Genomic DNA, 19048 nt, shown 5'->3' with positions numbered 1-19048 from the left:
GTGTCAGGGCGGCCCCTGCCAATATGGACCGCCCTGACACGGGGCGTACCCCGGGAACTGCAAGCATCTGGGATCGTCCGGGCCGGTGGGCAGGTCATCGAGCGGAACCGGCCGGCCGAGCGCATCGACAACGCTGGGCGTTGCATTTGCGGGAACGACCACACCGGTCGCGCTAAGACCTATAAATGCCGCTGCGACAAGTGTTCTCGTCACCGCGCCGCGGATCCCCTCGTCCATCCCCCAGACCATTTCTCGCCCCTCCCATTTCGGACCTAGACGCACATACTCGCACCCTCCATTCCCGCACGAGGGTGAAACAATGCAATTGGTGCCGCGTCGCGAACAACGCGAGCGCGTGGACGTTCCAGAAGGGCGATGGGTCGGCCGCCATTCGGGCTTCGTTGATGCCGCGTTCCCAGCCGATGCGGGCGGCGCGGCCCTGGGCGCGAGTTCGTCGTCGCAGCGGCATCATGACTCCGCGGATGGGCTGCGGCGGCGGCCGGCTGGCCGGCATATTCAGTGTTCCTGCCGGCATGGAAAGCGCCGTAAAGAGCTGAGCACCAAAAGGTTTCGTGGTGTACGCGCGGCCGGACGGAGACGTCCACACCAGCGTTCCGTCCGGCAACTGAAGATCGTGCCACTCGTTATGGAAAGTCTTGAGCAGGTGGTGGTACCGACTGGCTAAAGAACACTTGGCGAGGCCGTTGCAAGAATCGCACAAGGATTACGCAAGGCGGCTGCCGGACTCTTTCCACGAACGGCCGTCACAGGCGGGTAGAGCTAACGACCCGTGCCTGGCACGGCACATCCAGACCCCGGAACTACCACAGAAGGGACATACGCCATGCCGAAACTTACTGTTCGCTCGATCACTGCGCTCACCGCGGCAGCAGCCGCCCTCATTGCGCATGCCGCGGTCGCCAACGCCGATCCGGCGGACAACCCGCCGATGCAGCCGTCGCGCGGCGACTACGTCGGAGGCTGGCAGAGGCACCTAAGCATGATGACGATCGCGCCCGACGGCACCGGGACGATCCTGCTCGGGTCCAGCGCCCGCGACGGCGAGAAGTGGACCACGCGCTGGACGCAGGGCGACGGCCCGGGTCTCGCGATCAGGTTAGACCAGCGCATCGGTGCCTGGGGCGACGGACTGGAGGGCCACCTCAACGAGCACACGGCGTGGAAAGCCGAGCTCGTCGTGGCCCCAGACGGCGTCACCGTCCTCCACCTAGCCGACAACGACGCCGAACTCACCGATGCGAACGCAGGTGACATCTGGTGCTCAGGCAAATACGGCTCCAGCCGCTTCTGTGGCGCCTGACGAGCGTCGCCGGCCCCAAAGTCTCTTCAGCAGGTGGTTAGCGGCACAGCAGTTTGAGGTTTCGACGGGTGAGTGGGACCGAGCGGAAACGGCACCACGGCGCCGTCGTCCATCTCTTCGAACGTCTGTTCGATTATAGAAGGCGCTCCCGGCAACATAGGGTTGGGAGAGGTGAAAGGGGTAGCTATGTCGCGCCATCGCGTCGTCATCATCGGAAGCGGATTCGGCGGCCTGACCGCGGCCAAGGCGCTCAAGCGGGCCGACGTGGACATCACGCTGATCTCCAAAACGACCACCCACCTGTTCCAGCCGCTGCTGTATCAAGTGGCCACCGGGATCCTGTCCGAAGGCGACATCGCCCCGACGACCCGGCTGATCCTGCGTAAGCAACAGAACGTCCGGGTGCTGCTGGGCGAGGTCAACGCGATCGACCTCAAGGCGCAGACCGTCACGTCGAAGTTGATCGACATGCAAACCGTGACGCCGTACGACAGCCTCATCGTCGCCGCGGGCGCGCAGACCTCCTACTTCGGCAACGACCAGTTCGCCACCTTCTCGCCCGGCATGAAGACCATCGACGACGCCCTGGAGCTGCGCGGCCGCATCCTGGGCGCGTTCGAGGCGGCCGAGGTCGCCACCGACCCGGCCGAGCGGGAACGGCGCCTGACCTTCGTGGTGGTCGGTGCCGGGCCGACGGGCGTCGAGGTCGCCGGACAGATCGTCGAACTCGCCGAGCGCACCCTGGCAGGGGCGTTTCGCACAATCAAACCCAGCGACTGCCGGGTGATCCTGCTCGACGCCGCCCCGGCGGTGCTCCCGCCGATGGGAAAGAAGCTAGGCCTCAAGGCGCAGCGCCGGCTGGAGAAGATGGACGTCGAGATCCAGCTCAACGCGATGGTCAGCGCCGTCGACTACAAGGGCATCACCATCAAGGACAAGGACGGCGGCGAACGGCGCATCGAATGCGCCTGCAAGGTATGGGCGGCCGGGGTGCAGGCCAGCGCGCTGGGCAAGATGATCGCCGACCAGTCCGACGGGACCGAAGTCGACCGCGCCGGGCGGGTGGTGGTGGAACCCGATCTCACCGTCAAGGGGCACCCGAACGTCTTCGTCATCGGTGATCTGATGTCGATGCAGGGCGTGCCCGGGATGGCGCAGGGCGCGATTCAGGGGGCGCACTACGCGACGACGGCGATCAAACACGGACTCAAGGGACACGACGACCCGGCAAATCGCAAGCCGTTCAAGTACTTCGACAAGGGCAGCATGGCGACGGTGTCCCGATTCAGCGCCGTAGCGCAGGTTGGCAAACTGGAGTTCGGCGGCTTCATCGCCTGGCTGGCCTGGCTGGTGCTGCACCTGTATTACCTGATCGGCCACCGCAACCGCATCGCGGCCATGTTCGCCTGGGGTATCTCCTTCCTGGGCCGCACCCGCGGTCAGATGGCCATCACCAGCCAGATGGTCTACGCCAGGGTGGTGACGAACTGGATGCAGGCACATGCGGAGGAAGGGGCGCTGGCCGCGGCCGAGCGCGCCGATGCCGCCGAAAGGCAAGCCGGCTAGCTCAGGGCCCGATCGATGTCCGCGATCAGGTCGTCGGCGCCTTCCAGCCCGACCGAGATGCGGACCACGTTGTCGCCCAGCCCGATCGCGGCGCGGCCCTCCGGGCCCATCGCCCGGTGCGTCGTCGTCGCCGGGTGGGTGACAAGCGATTTGGCGTCACCCAGGTTGTTGGAGATGTTGATCAGCCGCAGCTTGTCCAGCACCTCGAACGCCCGTTGCTTGGCCGCACTTTCCGCGCAGTCGAGCGCGAACGTGACCACGGTGCCGCCCCCGGTCATCTGACGTTTGGCCAGATCGTACTGAGGGTGTGACGTCAGATAGGGATAGCGCACCCAACTCACCGCCGGATGAGACTCCAGGAATTCCGCGATCCGCTGCGCCGACGAATTGGCATGCTCGACGCGAATCGCCAGCGTCTCAAGGCCTTTCAGCAACACCCAGGCGTTGAAGGCACTCATCGCCGGTCCGGTGTGGCGCATCAGCTTCTGCACCGGACCGTCGATGTACTCCTTGTCGCCCAGGATTGCGCCACCCAGCACCCGGCCCTGACCGTCGATGTGCTTGGTGCCCGAGTACACCACCACGTCGACCCCCAGTGGAATGCCCTGCTGCAGCAGCGGCGTGGCAAACACGTTGTCCAACACCACCTTTGCCCCCGCGGCATGAGCCAGTTCGGTGACGGCGGCGATGTCGACCAGCGACTGCATCGGATTGGACGGCGTCTCGAAGAACACCGCCGCGGTGGGCACCGACAGCGCCCGCTCCCACTGCGCGAGGTCGTCGCCGTCGACGAACACCGTCTCCACGCCCCAGCGCGGCAGGATCTCGTTGCACACCACGAAACACGACCCGAACAGGCTGCGCGAGGCGACCAACCGGTCCCCGGCGGCCAGCAGCGCGCCCAGCGAGGTGAACACCGCGGCCATGCCGCTCGCGGTGGCGAATGCGGCCGGCGCGCCCTCGATCAGCCGCAACCGTTCCTCGAACATGGAAACGGTGGGGTTGCCGTATCGCGAGTACACGAAGCGGTCGATTTCGCCGGTGAACGACTTCTCCGCGTCGGCGGCCGACTCGTAGACGTAGCCGGACGTCAAATACATGGCCTCGGCGGTCTCGTCGAAGCCGGACCGCAGGATCCCGCCGCGCACCCCGGTGGTGGCCTGGCTGACGCCGTCGGGCAGCGGCTCGGGAATGCGGACCGAGGGAACGTCGGTCATGTGCGCCGCTCCTCCTCATCGCTTCGCTCTGCATCGTCGCCGGCGCGGGTCATAACTGCTTCCAGGGCAATCCTATTGCCCGCCAACCCGTTTCGCCGCGATGGCCGTGAGCGTTGAGATGACCTTCAAAGCCGTCGAGCACGTTGTAGGCCGGGGTGATGCCGACCTCGGTCGCGACCTCTGCGGCCCCGATGGAGCGGTTGCCCGAGCGACACAGGAAGACCACCGGCCGCTCTTCGTCGTCCGCTGCGGGCGGTATGTGGTTCCGCAGTTCGGCCGCGAAGTTCTCGTTGCGCGCCCCGTCGGTCGTATTCCATTCGATGTACACCACGTCCCGGCCGAGGCTGGACAGATCGGGCACACCGACGAACCGCCATTCGGCATCGGTGCGCACGTCGACCAGCACCGCATGGGGGTTGTCGCTGAGCATCTTCCATGCCTCGAGCGGCGTGATATCTCCTGCGTAGCTCACCCGCGTGAGTCTCGCATATTCACCGCGGTCGCCACCTGTCGGGCGCGGTCACGTGCGGCCGCCACAGCTGGCGCTGTGGCCAGCGCCACACCGAGTTGGCGCGCCGCACCCGCGGGCGGGCCGAACACCAGGAGATCGCCTTCGGGGACGGCGAGCGCGCCGCTGAGCGCGTCGGCGCCGGGAAATCCTCCCCCGTCGGTCCGCGGTATCGCGTGGGCGGCACCCGGCGAAATCATGATCGTGTCCACCGGCAGGCCGAGAATGGCGCGTGCCTGCAGATCGAACACCGAAAGCCGCTGGGTGCGCAGCGTTACCCAGGCACTCTGCCGCGGGAATGCGGTGACGTCGTTGAAGTACACCTCGTCGCCATTGATCATCAATTCGACACCGAAGACCCCGCGCCCGCCGAGCGCCTTGACGATGCGCGCGGCGATGGATTTGGCGGCGTCCAGCGCGGCGCCGCTCATTTCTTGGGGTTGCCAGGATTCCAGCAGTCCGGCCTCGGCGCGGCGATGACCGATGGGCGGGCAGAACTCGATCACCGGTCCGCGCGCGCCTTCGCTGCGCACCGCGAACAGGGTGACGTCGAATTCGATCTCGACCACCGCTTCGGCCAGCACTCGCGGTTGTGCCTGCCCGCCCGCGGCACGCCGCCAGGCGGGCGCGATGTCGTCGGGTCCGTCGACCATCGATCGTCCCGGGCCTGCCGGCCCCCTGACCGGTTTGACCAGCAACGGATACCCCGCGTGCGCGGCCACCGCCTCGAGCTCGCCGACCGATCCGGCGAACCAGAACGGCGCCGTGGGCAGGCCCAGTTGGTCGGCGGCCAGCCGGCGCAAGCCCTCACGGTCGGCGGTGAGCCGCACGGCGCGAGCGCTGGGCACCGCTTCTGCGAGCTCGTTGTGGGTCCCGGTGGCCAGGGCGTCGAGGGCGTCGACGGAGACCGCCTCGGTGGCGGTCACCACGAAGTCGGGTTGCAGCCGCAGGAAGGCCGCCGACAGCTCGTCGGCGTTGGTCATGGCGATGACGAGCGATTGGTCGGCGACCCGGTGCGCGGGCGCGTCCGCGTAACCGTCGACCGCGATCACCTCGGCGCCCAGCCGCCGCAAGGTGATCGTCAGCTCCCGGCTGAGTTCGTCGGAACCCAGCAGCAGCACGCGGGGCCGCACGTCGCCGTCCCCGCCGGCGCGCGCCTCGCCGGCCTGCGGGGCCACCACGATCGCCGACGTTTTGTCGTCGTCGGCGGGTCCGCGGTTCAAGCCGTCAGTCACTGCACAAGGATAGGTCGGCGGCGCAAAAGCGCTGCTCAGGGCTGGCCCGGCAGCAACCGCACCATCAGGCCGGTGCCTTCGGCCAACACCGCGGCGTCGCCGTCGACCAATTCGGCGGACACGAACGCCTTGCGTCCCTCGGTACTGGTGACGCGACCGCGCACCACCAACGGCGTATCGATCGGGGTGATCTTGCGGTAGTCGACATGCAGGAAGGCCGTCCGGCTGATCGGCCGTCCCGCGGCGTGCGAGATCATCCCGAACATGTGGTCAAACAGCAGCGGCAGCACACCGCCGTGCACGGCGTGGTTGCCGCCGACGTGAAACCTGGTGAAATAGCCCGTCATTTCGACGCCGTCGGGCGCATACCGTGTCAATGTCCACGGCGGCAGCAGCAGGCTGCCCATGCCGGGCAGGTCGGGCGTCCGCCCGGCCGGCGCCTTACCCTCGTCGGCTTCGAACGGGCCCAGCAACTCCACCAGCGCCGCGGCACGATCGGCCGCGTCGTCCCAGACACCGTCGCCGGGGTCGGCGGACACGGCAAGGTCCTGCAGCCGGCGCATGGACTCCACGAAGCGGCCGAATCCACGCCCGGGGCTGGCCGGGCCGTATTCCGGAAAGCCGCCGTGATGCTCGTATTCGGGGTCGAGTTGTTTGGGGTCCGGCTCGACTTGTTCTGGTTGCTGGGTCACGGGCGGGCCGCCAGGATGTCGCGGCGCACGATCGTCTGATCACGTCCGGGACCGACCCCGATGCACGAAACGTGTGCTCCGGCAAGCTCTTCCAGACGCAATACGTAGTCGCGGGCCTTGGCCGGCAGGTCGTCGAACTCGCGCGCTGCCGAGATGTCCTCCCACCAGCCGGGCAGCTCCTCGTAGATCGGCTCGGCGCGGTGCAGATCGCTTTGCGTCATCGGCATTTCATGAGTTTGGGCCCCGTCGATCCGGTAGCCGACGCACACCGGCACCGTCTCCAGGCTGGACAGGACGTCGAGTTTGGTCAGGAAGTAGTCGGTGATGCCGTTGACCCGGGTGGCGTAGCGGGCGATGACCGCGTCGAACCAGCCGCAGCGCCGGCGCCGCCCGGTGGTGACACCGAATTCGCCGCCGGTCTTCGACAGGTATTCGCCGTTCTCGTCGAACAATTCGGTGGGGAACGGGCCGGAGCCCACCCGGGTGGTGTAGGCCTTGAGGATGCCGAGCACGGTGGTGATCCGGGTCGGCCCGATGCCGGACCCGACGGCCGCACCGCCCGCCGTCGGATTCGACGACGTCACATAGGGATACGTGCCGTGGTCGACGTCGAGCAGCGTGCCCTGCGAGCCCTCCAGCAACACCGTTTCGCCGGCTTCCAACGCGGCGTTGAGCAACAGCCGGGTGTCGGCGATGCGGTGCCGAAATCCCTCGGCCTGTTCCAGCAGGACCTCGACGACGTGGTCGGCCTCCAGCGCCTTGCGGTTGTAGACCTTGACCAGGATCTGGTTCTTGAGTTCCAGCGCCGCATCGACCTTGTGCGACAACAGCTCCGGGTCGAGCACGTCGGCGACCCGGATTCCCATGCGGGCGATCTTGTCCTGATAGCAAGGGCCGATGCCGCGGCCGGTGGTGCCGATCTTCTTGTTGCCCATGTAGCGCTCGGTGACCTTGTCGATGGCGACGTGGTAGGGCATCAGCAGGTGCGCGTCGGCGGAGATCAACAGCTTGGAGGTGTCGACCCCGCGGGCCTCGAGGCCCTTCAGCTCGTCGAGCAGCACGCCGGGGTCGACGACGACGCCGTTGCCGATCACGTTGGTGACGCCCGGCGTCAGCACCCCGGACGGGATCAGATGCAGCGCGAAGTTCTCACCGGTCGGCAAGACGACCGTGTGCCCGGCATTGTTGCCGCCCTGATAGCGCACCACCCACTGCGCGCGCCCACCAAGCAGGTCGGTGGCCTTACCTTTGCCCTCGTCGCCCCATTGGGCGCCGATGAGGACGATTGCCGGCATGACATGCTCCCACCTGGTCTCGCCTGCTTATTGTGGTCCAGCCGGTGACCTACCCTATCCCAGCGATTTGCGAGGAGTGTCGTGAACACGGCCGATACCACGCCCGGTGTAGCGGTGTTGGTGTTCGGCGACGCGCGGGTGCCCCGCGGGCTGAACGGCCTGCCGATCCGCCGAGCCGACGGCGCGGCCGACTCGGCCGCCATCGACGACGCCATCGGGCCACACCCTCGGCTGGTGGTGGTCGGCGGCGACGCCGACCTGGCGGCGGTGCTCACCCGGCTGTTGCGGGCGGAACAGCTCGACGTCGAGGTGGCGTACGTGCCGCGCCGCCGCACGGCGGCGACCCGGGTCTACCGCCTCCCCGTCGGACGCCGCGCGGCCCGGCGGGCCCGGCGCGGTACGGCCCGGCGGGTGCCGCTGATCCGCGACGAAACCGGCTCGGCGATCGTGGGCCGGGCCAGCTGGCGACCCGCCGAGGACCGGGAGCCGCTTCACGGCGAAGCCGTCGTCGATGACACTGCGCTGTTCGACGGCGACGTCGCCGGTGCGGACATCGAGCCGACGTTGTCCGTGCCGGGCCTGCGGGCCAGGACTCAGGGCGGCCGATGGATCACCGGCCGCGCCGTCCAGCTGGGCAGCACGGGCGTCGTCGTGGTGCGCGACGGTGTTCCGGCACCCCGGCCCGCGCGGCGGTCGACGTTCTACCGCCACGTCGAGGGGTGGCTGCAGGTCCGGTAGTCACATTTCGGGTCCGCGCGGTGTCGATGTTTCATGACACGCATCAACGTCGCCTATTGGGCGACGACCGGCCTGCTCGCAGCCGAGTGTTTTGTGGGTGGGGCGATGGGCGCCTTGCGGCTGCAACCGTTCAAGGGCGTCGTGACGCATCTGGGATATCCGCCGTACTTCATGACCATCCTCGGCGTCTGCTACGTGGCGGCCGGCGTCGCGCTGCTGGCGCCGCGGCTGCCCCTGGTGAAGGAATGGGCGTACGCGGGCCTGATGTTCGTCTACCTCGGCGCGACGGCCTCGCACATCTGGGCCGGCGATGACGCCAAAACGCTGGTGGGTCCCGTCATTCTGGTGGGGCTCACCGTGGCCTCCTGGGCGCTGCGCCCACAGCGGAGGCGCTTGGCGGTCCGGTAGTTTCGATCGGTGAGCTTTCCCCGGGTGCACGAATCGGTGCGCCCCAGCCCGATCTTTTTGGCCCTACTCGGATTGACCGCGATCGGCGGCGTGCTGGCCTGGCTGGCCGGGGCCACCGTGCGGCCGCTGGCCTACGCCGGGGTCTTCACGTTTGTGATCGCGGGCTGGCTGGTGTCGCTGTGCCTGCACGAATTCGGGCACGCGGTGACCGCCTGGCGCTTCGGCGACCACGACGCCGCGGTGCGCGGCTATCTGACACTGGATCCACGGCGCTATAGCCATCCCGGGCTGTCGCTGCTGTTGCCGATGGTGTTCATCGCCCTGGGCGGGATCGGCCTGCCGGGCGCCGCGGTGGACCTGCGGACCTGGTTCATGACGCCCACGCGCCGCACCCTGGTCAGCCTGGCGGGCCCGGCGGCCAACCTGCTGCTGGCGATCCTGTTGCTGACGCTCACCCGGTTGTTCTTGGACCCCAACCACGTGGTGCTGTGGGCCGGCGTCGCGTTTCTCGGCTTCCTGCAGATCATGGCCGTCGTGCTGAACCTGCTGCCGATCCCGGGCCTGGACGGCTACGACGCCCTGGAGCCACACCTGAGCCCCGCGACCCAGCGCGCGGTGGCACCCGCCAAGCAGTGGGGGATTTTCATCCTGCTGTTCGTGCTGCTGGCGCCGGTGCTGAACCAATGGCTCTTCGGAATCGTGGGTTGGCTGTTCGATCTCTCGGGCGTGCCCCACATGCTGGCGGCCGCCGGCAACTCCCTCACCCGGTTCTGGAGCCGCTGGTTCTGACCCTTGCAATACATGCGCCAACGCGCATATATTGCATTCCCATGGGCGCCGGCCACAACCACACCCCGGCCGAGGCCGACGCGTCGCGGATGATCCCCCGCATGATCATGGCCGCGGCAATCCTGGCGGCCTTCTTTGTCGTGGAGTTGACGACGTCGCTGCTGATCAATTCGATCGCGTTGCTGGCCGACGCCGGCCACATGCTGACCGACGTGGTGGCGGTGTTCATGGGCTTGGCCGCCGTCGTGCTGGCCCGGCGCGGCAGTTCGTCGCCTGCACGCACCTACGGCTGGCATCGCGCCGAGGTGTTCACCGCGGTCGCCAACGCAGGGCTGCTGATCGGGGTCGCGCTATTCATCCTCTGGGAGGCCATCCGGCGGCTCCGGGACGCTCCGTCGATCCCGGGCGTGCCGATGATTGTCGTCGCGCTGGCCGGCCTGGCCGCCAACTTCGTGGTGGCGCTGCTGCTGCGCTCCCACTCGTCGCAGAGCCTGGCCGTGAAGGGCGCCTACATGGAAGTCGTCGCCGACACGGTCGGCAGCCTGGGCGTCCTGATCGCGGGCGTGGTCACCGTCACCACGCACTGGCCGTACGCCGACGTGGTGGTCGCCGTGCTGGTCGCGCTGTGGGTCCTGCCGCGGGCCATCTCCCTGGCCCGCGACGCGCTCCGGATCCTGTCCGAATCGTCGCCGGTTCACATCGACGTCGAGGAGCTGCGTTCGGCCCTGCACGCCGTCGACGGCGTGACCGAGGTACATGACCTGCACGTATGGACGCTTTCGCCCGGCAAGGACATGTGCACGGCGCACTTGACCAGCACCGCCGACTCCGCGCGCGTGCTGCAGGACGCGCGAGCGGTGTTGTCCGCGCGCGGGTTGCACCACGCCACGGTTCAGATCGACGGCCCGGGCGGCAACGGCGACTGTTCGGACGGCTGCTAGAGGCCGAGCGCCGTGCGGGCGGCCGGATCGCAGTCGTCGAGCAGATCCAGGCAACGCGCGTACTCGTCGGTCTCACCGATCGCGTCGGCGGCCCGCGCCAGCGCCGCCACACACCGCAGGAAGCCCCGGTTGGGCTCGTGCGAATACGGCACCGGCCCGAAACCCTTCCAACCATTGCGGCGCAGCTGATCCAGGCCCCGGTGATAACCCGTGCGCGCGTACGCGTAGGCCGTGATGGCCTTGTCGTCCGCCAGCGCCTCCTCGGCCAGCGCCGCCCAGGCCACCGACGCCGACGGATGCGCGGCGGCGACGATGCCCGGGTTCTCCTTGGCGAGCAGCGCGGCCTCGGCATCGCTGTCAGGAGGCAACAGAATTGGATCAGGTCCCAGAAGATCACCCATCGGCGTCATGTCGTCTATTCTGCCGTCATGCCCAACGCACCCGAGCCCGACCGCGGCGGCGCGCCGAACCGGCCTGGGTCCGAGCCGCCGGAAACCCGGAACGACCCGGCCGACGAGCGGGCCGCGGAGTTCGGCGAAGAGCAGCCCGAGGGCCAGCCCCTGATCCCCAACGACGCCGAGACCGAGACGGTGGTGCTCAACAAACCCGAGCCGGCCGGCGATCCGGAGAATCCGGAGGGGCAGCAGCGCGAACGTCGTTTCACCGCACCGGGATTCGACGCGAAAGAGACGGCGATCATCGCCACCACCCCCGAGCCCGCCACCGAGGTATTCGCAACGCCGCCGACGACGCCCGTGCCAACGCCGCCCGCCGGAATGCCACCGAAATCTGCTGTACCCCAGTCGATTCCACCACGCGACGGGGAAAAGGTCCGGACAGCAAGGCAATTCAACTGGGGATTGGTGCTGGCGCTGATCGTCGTGGTGTTGGCCCTGGCGGCGATCGCGATCCTGGGCACGGTGCTGCTGACCCGCAGCAAGCACTTGAAGGTCTCGCCGGAAGATCAGGTCCGCCACACGATCCAGCAGTTCGACGTCGCCGTGCAGCGGGGCGATCTGACGGCGCTGCGCAGCATCACGTGCGGCACCACCCGCGACGGCTATGTGGACTACGACGAGCACGCGTGGGCCGAGACCTACCAGCGCGTCTCGGCGGCCAAGCAATATCCGGTGATCGCCAGCATCGACCAGGTGGTGGTCAACGGCCAACACGCCGAGGCGAACGTCACCACGTTCATGGCCTACGACCCGCAGGTGCGCTCGACCCGCAGCCTGGACCTGCAATACCGCGACGACAAGTGGGAGATCTGCCAGTCCCCCAGCGGCTAGCTTTGGACTCTTCCGGTTTGTGCCGAGTGCCCGGCCAGCCGCGCGTTCGGTGCCGAGTGCCCGGCCAGCCGGGCATTCGCGGCGAAATCGCGGCTAGCTGACCGACTTCCCCGCGCAGTGCAGGTCGTTGCAGGCCTCGATGACCCGCTCGGTCATAGCGGCTTCGGCCTTCTTGAGGTAGCTGCGCGGGTCGTAGACCTTTTTGCTGCCCACCTCGCCGTCGACCTTGAGGACGCCGTCGTAGTTGGTGAACATGTGGCCGGCGATCGGGCGGGTGAAGGCGTACTGGGTGTCGGTGTCGACGTTCATCTTCACCACGCCGTAGCGCAGCGCCTCTTCGATCTCCGACTTCTCCGAGCCCGAGCCGCCGTGGAAAACGAAGTCGAACGGCTTGGCGTCCTCGGGCAACCCGAGCTTGGCCGCCGCCACCTTCTGCCCCTGGGCCAGGATGTCGGGGCGGAGCTTCACGTTGCCCGGCTTGTACACGCCGTGCACGTTGCCGAAGGTCGCGGCCAGCAGGTATTTGCCGTGCTCGCCGTGGCCCAGCGCGTCGATGGTCTTCTCGAAGTCGTCCGGCGTGGTGTACAGCTTGTCGTTGATCTCGTTGGCGACACCGTCCTCTTCCCCGCCGACCACACCGATCTCGATCTCGAGGATGATCTTTGCGGCCGCGGCCTCTTTGAGAAGCCCCTGCGCGATGTCCAGGTTCTCGTCGATCGGCACCGCGGAGCCGTCCCACATGTGGGACTGGAAGAGCGGGTCCTTGCCGGCGGCCACCCGTTTGGCCGAGATCGCCAGCAGCGGTCGCACGTAGGTGTCGAGCTTGTCCTTCGGGCAGTGATCGGTGTGCAGCGCGACGTTGATCGGGTATTTGGCCGCGATGCTGCGGGTGAACTTGGCCAGCGCCACCGCGCCGGTGACCATGTCTTTCACCCCGAGCCCCGACGCGAACTCCGCGCCGCCGGTGGAGAACTGGATGATGCCGTCGCTGCCGGCGTCGGCAAAGCCTTTGATGGCGGCGTTGACGGTCTCCGAGGAGGTGCAGTTGATGGCCGGGAAAGCGTATGAGTTCTCCTTGGCACGGCCCAGCATCTCGGCGTAGACCTCGGGCGTTGCGATGGGCATGAAAACTCCTCCCGGAAAGAATGACGCCTCAGTATCGCAACCGCGGCGAACGGGCTCGACACCCACTCTGGGCGGCGGCTTTGCCCGCCTGAAAGGCAACGACGGTATGTTGAACCACCATGCACACCGCCGTCACGGCCCTGCCGGACATCCTCGACCCGATGTACTGGCTGGGCGCCAACGGCGTCTTCGGGTCCGCGGTGCTGCCCGGGATCCTGATCATCGTCTTCATCGAGACCGGATTGCTGTTTCCGCTGCTGCCCGGGGAATCGCTGTTGTTCACCGGCGGGCTGCTGGCCGCGCACCCGAACCCGCCCGCCAGCATCTGGGTGCTGGCGCCCGCCGTCGCGCTGGTCGCGGTGCTGGGCGATCAGACCGGATACTTCATCGGACGGCGGATCGGGCCGGCGCTGTTCAAGAAGGAAGATTCCCGGTTCTTCAAGAAGCATTACGTGACGGAGTCGCACGCGTTCTTCGAGAAGTACGGGCCGTGGGCGATCATCCTGGCCCGCTTCGCGCCGTTCGTGCGGACCTTCGTTCCGGTGGTCGCCGGGGTGTCGTACATGCGCTACCCGGTGTTCCTCGGGTTCGACATCGTCGGCGGCATCGCCTGGGGCGGCGGCGCGACGCTGGCGGGTTACTTCCTGGGCACCGTGCCGTTCGTCCACCAGAACCTGGAAAAGATCATCCTGGCCATCCTGTTCGTGTCGCTGATGCCGGCGTTCATCGCCGCGTGGCGCGGATACAAGGGTCGCCGCCGCGCGGCCAAGCAGCCCGCGGCCGAGCAGGAGCCCGAGTCAGACCCGACTTCGCCGGTACGCAACGAAAGCGTCTAGCAGTTCCGGCCTGTCGACCGAACTGCGTTGCACGGCCTCACCCGGTGCCGCCCCGAGCAGGATCCGTTTGATCGGGATTTCCAAGCGTTTGCCGGTCAGCGTCCGCGGGATACCGGCAACCGCGAGGACGGCATCCGGCACGTGCCGCGGTGAGGCGTGCCGACGGATTTCGGTGACGATGCGCGACTTCAGCTCCTCGTCGAGTTCCACACCGTCCGTCAGGTCCACGAACAGCGGCATCCAGTAGCCGCCGTCGTCCTGCTCCACACCGACCACCAGGCAGTCGCGCACCTCGGGCAGGCCCTCGACCGCGCTGTAGATCTCGGTGCTGCCCATCCGGACGCCGAGCCGATTGAGGGTGGCGTCCGAACGGCCATGCACCACAACGGATCCCCGGTCGGTGATGGTGATCCAGTCGCCGTGACACCACACACCCGGGTACTTGTCGAAGTAGGCGGCGCGGTAACGGCTGCCGTCGTCGTCGTTCCAGAAACAGACCGGCATCGACGGCATCGGCTGGGTGAGCACGAGTTCGCCCTCCTGCCCGATGACCGGGCTTCCGTCGGCCGACCAGGATTCGACGGCCGCGCCCAGGCAGATGCACGACAGCTCGCCGGCTACCACCGGCAGAATCGGGCAGCCGCCGAGGAACGCCGTGCACACGTCGGTGCCACCGCTCATCGAGATCACCGGAACGCACCGGCCGAGTCCCTCTTGTACCCAACGGAATCCGGCCGCCGGCAGCGGTGAGCCCGTTGAACCCACCGCGCGCAGTCCGTCCAGTGGATACGTCGCACCGGGTTTCAGCTTTTCCTTGGCGCAGGCCAACAGGTAGCCGGCCCCGGTGCCGAGGAACGTGACACCGGCCTGGGCGGCGACCCGCCAGAGGCCGTCGGTCGTCGGATGGGTCGGGCTGCCGTCGTAGAGCACGATGGTGGTGTCGACCAGCAGACCGGACAGCTGAATGTTCCACATCGCCCAGCTGGTCGACGAGTACCACAGGTAGCGGTCGCCGGGGTGCAGGTCCAGCTGCAGGCTCAGATACTTCAGGTGCTCCAGCAGCACGCCGCCGTGGCCGTGCACGATGCCCTTCGGCTTGCCGGTCGTCCCCGACGAGAACAGCACCCACAGCGGATGCGCGAACGGTACGGGTGTGGTCTCCAGGGCGGCGTCCGCTTGGACGGCCGCAACCCACGGCACCAGTTCCGCGTCGGGTTCCACATCGAGCCCGAGCCGCGGCACCACCACGGTGGCCCGCAGGGTCGGCAGCGCCCGCCGGATCATGGCCAGCTCGTCGCGGCGATCGATGCGGTTGCCGGCGTAGCTCGAGCCGTCGCTCGCGACCAGCACGGCCGGCTCCAGTTGACCGAGCCTCGCGACCACGCCGTCGACGGCCAGGTCCTGATTGCACACCGCCCAGATCGCGCCCACGCTGGCCGCGGCCAGGGCGGCGACGACGGCCTCGGCGACGTTGGGCAGGTATCCGACGACCGCGTCGCCGGGCTGGACGCCGAGACCCTTGAGGTAGGCGGCGAACGCCGCCGTCTCCCGCTCCAGCCGGGCCCACGACCACTCGCTCGAGCCGTCCTCGCCGACGACGATCAGGGCGGGTCGCTCGTCGGTGGCGTGGCGGAAGACCTCGGCGGCGTAGTTGAGCGTGGCACCCGGAAACCACTCGGTGCCCGGCATGGCACGGTTGCCCAGCACCGAGCGCGGTGGGCTGCCCGTCTGGACGTCGAAGTAGGCGAAGACCGCGTCCCAAAACCATTCGATGTTGGCCACCGACTTGGCCCACAGCGCGTGGTAGTCCGCGAATTCGCCGCGTCCCGTCGCGGCGAGCCAGCGCAGGAAGCGGGTGAGGTTGGCATGCGCCAGCGTTGCCTCGTCGGGAATCCAGCCGCCGGGTTCGGTCATCTCGCGCCGGCCGCCGTCACGGCGGTGACGTTACAGGCGGCCTCCATCAGCATCCACCCGGACAGCTGCACCGACAGATCGCGCTCGGCAACCTCGGATTCCATCACAGCGCCCGCGACGAATTGCGCCGCGTGGCCGTCGGCGGTGGGCAATTGGGCGTCGCGGTCCCAGAACGGCCCGAAGACCGGCAGACCGTTCACCGTTTGCCGGTAGTCCCATGCGGATTTCGCGCTGGCTAGCACCAGTATGCGTGCGGTGTCGCGGGCCACCGCGTCGTCGGCCGAGTCTCCCGGCAGCGCGGTGGCCACCAGCGCGAGGTAGCGGGCGGTGATGCCGGCGAACAGTCCGCCGTCCCCGCCGCCGGCGCCCTTGAGCACACCCGACGTCGCCATGTGCTTGTCGACGGCCGCGACCAGGCGATGCACGCGGGCCTGGTGGCGGGCCCTGGCTTCCGCGCCGGTGCGTGACGCCAGCTCGGTTTCCAGCCCGAGCACCACGCCCTGGCAGTAGGTGTACTGCGCGCGTACCAGCGACCCGGCCTTGATGCCGTCGAACACCAGCTGCGTCTCCGGATCGATCAGTGTGGCGTCTATCCAGTCGCCCATCTGCTCGGCACGTTTCAGGACGTCGGGATGGCTGTCGGAGTAGCGGGCCAGGAACAGCCCCGCCGGTCCGTTGGCGGGGGCGTTGAAGAACTGGTCTTGCTTGCGCCATGGGATGCCACCGCCGTCCTCGGGCACCCACGCCTCGACGAACTGGTCGGCGAGCTTGGGCAGCGCGCGGTGGCGTTCGACGCCGGCTATCCGCGCCGCCCGTTCCAGCGCCAGCGCCAGCCACGCCATGTCGTCGTAATAGCTGTTGGTCCAGCGAAAGTTGTTGCGCAGCCGGTGCGAGCGCACCTGGCGGTTGATCTCGGTGCGCCGCTGCGGCCGCGGATCCCGCAGCTGCGCATCGACCAGGCAATCCAGCAGATGCGCCTGCCACCAGTAGTGCCAGGTGCCGAAAAGGCGGTCCTTGCGGGTCGACGGCCAGGCGACGACTCCGAGTTGGGTGCCCGGCAGCGCCCACAGCCGTTTCAGGTGTCGTTGTGCGACAGCGGCTTCGGAGCTGGCCGCCCGGTTGGCCCATAGCTGATCCATACCGTCCGATCCTCCCTCATGCCGGTTGCGTCGAGTCGAGTGCGCTATGACAGCTTTGCGTGTGCGTCCAGGGCGGCGACACGCCGACGAACTCCACCCTCATTGCACACTCGGGAGGATCAGACGCGCCCGGGAACACCCACTAGCTTGCCACCCACGAATTCGCAATCGGGCGCGTTGGCCAGTTGGTTGAGCGAGCCCGGCCGGTAATGCTCGGCTTGTGGTTTTGTGTTGGCGACGCAGTTCCAGACAACGCCGGTGTTCGATCGCGATCCTTGCAATGTCGCGGCCATCATGGCGACCGCAATCAGCGCAATGCCCAGTGCGGCTCCAAGCAGCTTGGCGTCCAATCTGATTGGATTGCGCGGCGCGGGGCGAGATACCGGCGGCTGGTCCGCGGTCAGGTGTCCCAATTGTGCTGACAGATCGCGGTTTTCGGCTTCCAGCCGCGCGATTTTCCGCTCGAGATCGGCGATGATTCCGACCGTGACTCGTTCGGCACCGTCGCCCGTGTCGCGGTGGTGCGGCTCAGCCACGGATTCGCGCCGCAGTAGCAGCGCGGTAGTCACTGCCCCGGCCAGGAACAGCCCGCAACTGACGCCGAACGCGACGGTGTAGCCGTGCACTGCGGCGGCGGGTTGCAAAGCGGAGCTGGGTGGCCGATGACTGGCCATGTAGCGGGTCAGTGCAGACGCGAAAATGGTTGAGAGCGCGGCCGTTCCAATGGCACCGCCGATCTGCTGGCTGGTGTTCACCATCGCCGACGCGACGCCGGCATCGGGGCCGTCAACACCTGCCGTCGCCGTGGCGATCGCAGGCGCGAACGTGAGGCCCATGCCTACTCCCAGGGCCAGGAGCGGCCCAAATACATTGCCCGCATAGGTGGAGTGGACGTCGAGCTGCGCCAGCCAGAACATGCCGCCGGCAGCGATGAGCATCCCGGGCGGAATCACCCGGCGGGGGCCCAGCCTCGGAATCAATCGCGCGTTGGCCAGACCGGCCGCCACCGCGATACCACCGGCCAGCGGCAAGAAGGCCACGCCGGTCTTGAGCGGGCTGTAGCCGAGGTTTTGCTGGGCATAGTAGGTCAGGAACAAGAAGGCGCTGAACATGCTGCAAAAGGCGATCATGATGGCCAGGTATGCGCCAACGCGGTTGCGGTCCATGACAATCCGCAGCGGCAGCAACGGTGCGTCGGCCCGCGCCTCGATCACCGCGAAGGCGGCCAGCAGCAGGCCGCTGCCGATGAACATCACGACGGTCAGCGGCGCGCTCCAGCTGTGCGTTTCGGCGTTGGACAGCCCGTAAACCAGACAGAACAAGCCCCCGGAAGCGGTGATGACGCCTAGCCAGTCGAGCCGGGCCAAGCTGCCGCGGTGATCTTTCGCCGCCACCAACGCCAGCACCCCCGCGGCCGCGACGACCGCGAAAACCAAATTCACGTACAGACACCATCGCCACGACAGCCACTCGGTCAGTGCGCCGCCGAGCAACAGACCCACGACGGCACCGCCCCCGGCGATCGCGCCGTACACGGCGAACGCCTTTCCGCGCTCTTTGGCGTCGGTGAAGACGACGTTGAGGGTGGACAAGGCCGCCGGGGCCAGAACCGCCGCGAAGGCACCCTGGAATGCGCGCGCGCCCGCCAGCACCGCGAAACTGGTCGCCGCGCCGCCGACCGCTGATGCGGCGGCGAATCCAGCCAGGCCGATCAACAACGTGCGGCGGCGCCCGACGATATCCGACAGCCGCCCCCCCAGTAGCAATAGGCTGCCGAACGCCAATGAGTAGGCGGTGATGATCCACTGCCGGCTTTCGACGCCGAAATGAAGGGACGACTGCGCGGAGGGCAACGCGATGTTCACGATCGTGGTGTCGAGCACCACCATCAACTGCGCGATGCCGATGACCGCCAGGACCAGCCATCGGTGCTGTCCGCGCGGCCGCTGCTCGGGGCCGGCGGCGCGGCGGGGAATGTCGGTTTGCGTGCTCACTGCCATGACTGTCTGGTACCCGCTGAGCCGCGATCGAAAGC

General features: G+C 67.9%; 18 protein-coding genes. 8 read left to right on the top strand and 10 right to left on the bottom strand.

The window, feature by feature from the left end:
- Positions 1-844: 844 nt before the first annotated feature.
- Positions 845-1321: a hypothetical protein gene (locus ACQI5H_RS22320; protein ID WP_427081468.1), complete on the top strand. Its 477-nt coding sequence runs from the start codon at positions 845-847 to the stop codon at positions 1319-1321.
- 186 nt (positions 1322-1507) lie between these two features.
- Positions 1508-2887, top strand: a complete 1380-nt coding sequence (locus tag ACQI5H_RS22315; RefSeq protein ID WP_427081467.1) for an NAD(P)/FAD-dependent oxidoreductase — start codon at positions 1508-1510, stop codon at positions 2885-2887.
- On the opposite strand, the gene ACQI5H_RS22310 is transcribed toward ACQI5H_RS22315, so the two are convergent.
- The 5 genes from ACQI5H_RS22310 to ACQI5H_RS22290 form a co-directional block, all read right to left on the bottom strand.
- Positions 2884-4104, bottom strand: coding sequence for an O-succinylhomoserine sulfhydrylase (locus tag ACQI5H_RS22310; RefSeq protein ID WP_427081466.1), 1221 nt, complete (start codon positions 4102-4104; stop codon positions 2884-2886). The genes ACQI5H_RS22315 and ACQI5H_RS22310 overlap by 4 nt on opposite strands.
- A gap of 49 nt (positions 4105-4153) precedes the next feature.
- The gene (locus tag ACQI5H_RS22305; RefSeq protein ID WP_427081465.1) at positions 4154-4576 is read right to left on the bottom strand and encodes a rhodanese-like domain-containing protein; all 423 of its coding nucleotides are present in this window, start codon (positions 4574-4576) and stop codon (positions 4154-4156) included.
- On the bottom strand, positions 4573-5790 hold the full coding sequence (gene purT / locus ACQI5H_RS22300; protein WP_427081470.1) for a formate-dependent phosphoribosylglycinamide formyltransferase: 1218 nt from the start codon (positions 5788-5790) through the stop codon (positions 4573-4575). Before purT ends, ACQI5H_RS22305 begins: the two co-directional genes overlap by 4 nt.
- A 92-nt stretch (positions 5791-5882) precedes the next feature.
- Positions 5883-6539, bottom strand: coding sequence for a PaaI family thioesterase (locus tag ACQI5H_RS22295; RefSeq protein WP_427081464.1), 657 nt, complete (start codon positions 6537-6539; stop codon positions 5883-5885).
- Positions 6536-7834 carry an adenylosuccinate synthase gene (locus tag ACQI5H_RS22290; RefSeq protein ID WP_427081463.1) on the bottom strand — a complete coding sequence of 433 codons (1299 nt, stop codon included), beginning with the start codon at positions 7832-7834 and terminating at the stop codon, positions 6536-6538. Before ACQI5H_RS22290 ends, ACQI5H_RS22295 begins: the two co-directional genes overlap by 4 nt.
- A gap of 81 nt (positions 7835-7915) precedes the next feature.
- On the opposite strand from ACQI5H_RS22290, the gene ACQI5H_RS22285 reads away from it, so the two are divergent.
- From ACQI5H_RS22285 to ACQI5H_RS22270, 4 genes are read left to right on the top strand one after another with little or no spacing between them, the layout of a single operon-like run.
- Positions 7916-8572 carry a peptidase M50 gene (locus tag ACQI5H_RS22285; RefSeq protein WP_427081462.1) on the top strand — a complete coding sequence of 219 codons (657 nt, stop codon included), beginning with the start codon at positions 7916-7918 and terminating at the stop codon, positions 8570-8572.
- A 33-nt stretch (positions 8573-8605) separates the two neighbouring features.
- The gene (locus tag ACQI5H_RS22280) at positions 8606-8980 is read left to right on the top strand and encodes a DoxX family protein (RefSeq protein ID WP_427081461.1); all 375 of its coding nucleotides are present in this window, start codon (positions 8606-8608) and stop codon (positions 8978-8980) included.
- A 9-nt stretch (positions 8981-8989) separates the two neighbouring features.
- The gene (locus ACQI5H_RS22275; protein ID WP_427081460.1) at positions 8990-9769 is read left to right on the top strand and encodes a site-2 protease family protein; all 780 of its coding nucleotides are present in this window, start codon (positions 8990-8992) and stop codon (positions 9767-9769) included.
- Positions 9770-9810: 41 nt separating this feature from the next.
- Complete coding sequence (locus ACQI5H_RS22270) at positions 9811-10710, top strand: cation diffusion facilitator family transporter (RefSeq protein WP_427081459.1); 900 nt, start codon at positions 9811-9813, stop codon at positions 10708-10710.
- On the opposite strand, the gene ACQI5H_RS22265 is transcribed toward ACQI5H_RS22270, so the two are convergent.
- Positions 10707-11120 carry a DUF3151 domain-containing protein gene (locus ACQI5H_RS22265; RefSeq protein WP_427081458.1) on the bottom strand — a complete coding sequence of 138 codons (414 nt, stop codon included), beginning with the start codon at positions 11118-11120 and terminating at the stop codon, positions 10707-10709. The genes ACQI5H_RS22270 and ACQI5H_RS22265 overlap by 4 nt on opposite strands.
- A gap of 18 nt (positions 11121-11138) precedes the next feature.
- On the opposite strand from ACQI5H_RS22265, the gene ACQI5H_RS22260 reads away from it, so the two are divergent.
- Complete coding sequence (locus ACQI5H_RS22260) at positions 11139-11999, top strand: hypothetical protein (RefSeq protein ID WP_427081457.1); 861 nt, start codon at positions 11139-11141, stop codon at positions 11997-11999.
- A 93-nt stretch (positions 12000-12092) separates the two neighbouring features.
- On the opposite strand, the gene fbaA is transcribed toward ACQI5H_RS22260, so the two are convergent.
- On the bottom strand, positions 12093-13124 hold the full coding sequence (fbaA, locus tag ACQI5H_RS22255) for a class II fructose-bisphosphate aldolase (RefSeq protein ID WP_427081456.1): 1032 nt from the start codon (positions 13122-13124) through the stop codon (positions 12093-12095).
- A 119-nt stretch (positions 13125-13243) separates the two neighbouring features.
- Between fbaA and ACQI5H_RS22250 the strand changes: the two genes are divergently transcribed.
- Positions 13244-13960, top strand: coding sequence for a DedA family protein (locus tag ACQI5H_RS22250; RefSeq protein WP_427081455.1), 717 nt, complete (start codon positions 13244-13246; stop codon positions 13958-13960).
- Here the strand turns inward: ACQI5H_RS22250 and ACQI5H_RS22245 are convergent.
- The 3 genes from ACQI5H_RS22245 to ACQI5H_RS22235 all read right to left on the bottom strand — a co-directional run bounded on the left by ACQI5H_RS22245 (position 13922) and on the right by ACQI5H_RS22235 (position 19007).
- Entirely contained in the window at positions 13922-15874 is a 1953-nt protein-coding gene (locus ACQI5H_RS22245; protein WP_427081454.1) for an acetoacetate--CoA ligase, read from the bottom strand. The genes ACQI5H_RS22250 and ACQI5H_RS22245 overlap by 39 nt on opposite strands.
- A complete protein-coding gene (locus ACQI5H_RS22240; RefSeq protein ID WP_427081453.1) occupies positions 15871-17013 on the bottom strand; it encodes a glycoside hydrolase family 76 protein in 1143 nt (380 codons plus the stop codon). The genes ACQI5H_RS22245 and ACQI5H_RS22240 overlap by 4 nt, the downstream gene beginning before the upstream one ends.
- Before the next feature lie 119 nt (positions 17014-17132).
- Positions 17133-19007 carry an MFS transporter gene (locus ACQI5H_RS22235; protein ID WP_427081452.1) on the bottom strand — a complete coding sequence of 625 codons (1875 nt, stop codon included), beginning with the start codon at positions 19005-19007 and terminating at the stop codon, positions 17133-17135.
- Between the last annotated feature and the right edge of the window lie 41 nt (positions 19008-19048).

The sequence above is a fragment of the Mycobacterium heidelbergense genome (assembly GCF_050205645.1).
Taxonomy (GTDB): domain Bacteria; phylum Actinomycetota; class Actinomycetes; order Mycobacteriales; family Mycobacteriaceae; genus Mycobacterium; species Mycobacterium heidelbergense_A.
This window is presented reverse-complemented; position numbering and strand designations above follow the sequence as displayed.

Excerpts from the sequence above, each read along its gene's own strand:
- ACQI5H_RS22315 (WP_427081467.1), top strand. The coding sequence starts at position 1,508 with ATGTCGCGCCATCGCGTCGTCATCATCGGAAGCGGATTCGGCGGCCTG.
- ACQI5H_RS22245 (WP_427081454.1), bottom strand. The coding sequence starts at position 15,874 with ATGACCGAACCCGGCGGCTGGATTCCCGACGAGGCAACGCTGGCGCAT.
- ACQI5H_RS22260 (WP_427081457.1), top strand. The coding sequence starts at position 11,139 with ATGCCCAACGCACCCGAGCCCGACCGCGGCGGCGCGCCGAACCGGCCT.
- fbaA (WP_427081456.1), bottom strand. The coding sequence starts at position 13,124 with ATGCCCATCGCAACGCCCGAGGTCTACGCCGAGATGCTGGGCCGTGCC.
- ACQI5H_RS22280 (WP_427081461.1), top strand. The coding sequence starts at position 8,606 with ATGACACGCATCAACGTCGCCTATTGGGCGACGACCGGCCTGCTCGCA.
- ACQI5H_RS22320 (WP_427081468.1), top strand. The coding sequence starts at position 845 with ATGCCGAAACTTACTGTTCGCTCGATCACTGCGCTCACCGCGGCAGCA.
- ACQI5H_RS22250 (WP_427081455.1), top strand. The coding sequence starts at position 13,244 with ATGCACACCGCCGTCACGGCCCTGCCGGACATCCTCGACCCGATGTAC.
- ACQI5H_RS22240 (WP_427081453.1), bottom strand. The coding sequence starts at position 17,013 with ATGGATCAGCTATGGGCCAACCGGGCGGCCAGCTCCGAAGCCGCTGTC.
- ACQI5H_RS22290 (WP_427081463.1), bottom strand. The coding sequence starts at position 7,834 with ATGCCGGCAATCGTCCTCATCGGCGCCCAATGGGGCGACGAGGGCAAA.
- ACQI5H_RS22270 (WP_427081459.1), top strand. The coding sequence starts at position 9,811 with ATGGGCGCCGGCCACAACCACACCCCGGCCGAGGCCGACGCGTCGCGG.
- ACQI5H_RS22265 (WP_427081458.1), bottom strand. The coding sequence starts at position 11,120 with ATGACGCCGATGGGTGATCTTCTGGGACCTGATCCAATTCTGTTGCCT.
- ACQI5H_RS22310 (WP_427081466.1), bottom strand. The coding sequence starts at position 4,104 with ATGACCGACGTTCCCTCGGTCCGCATTCCCGAGCCGCTGCCCGACGGC.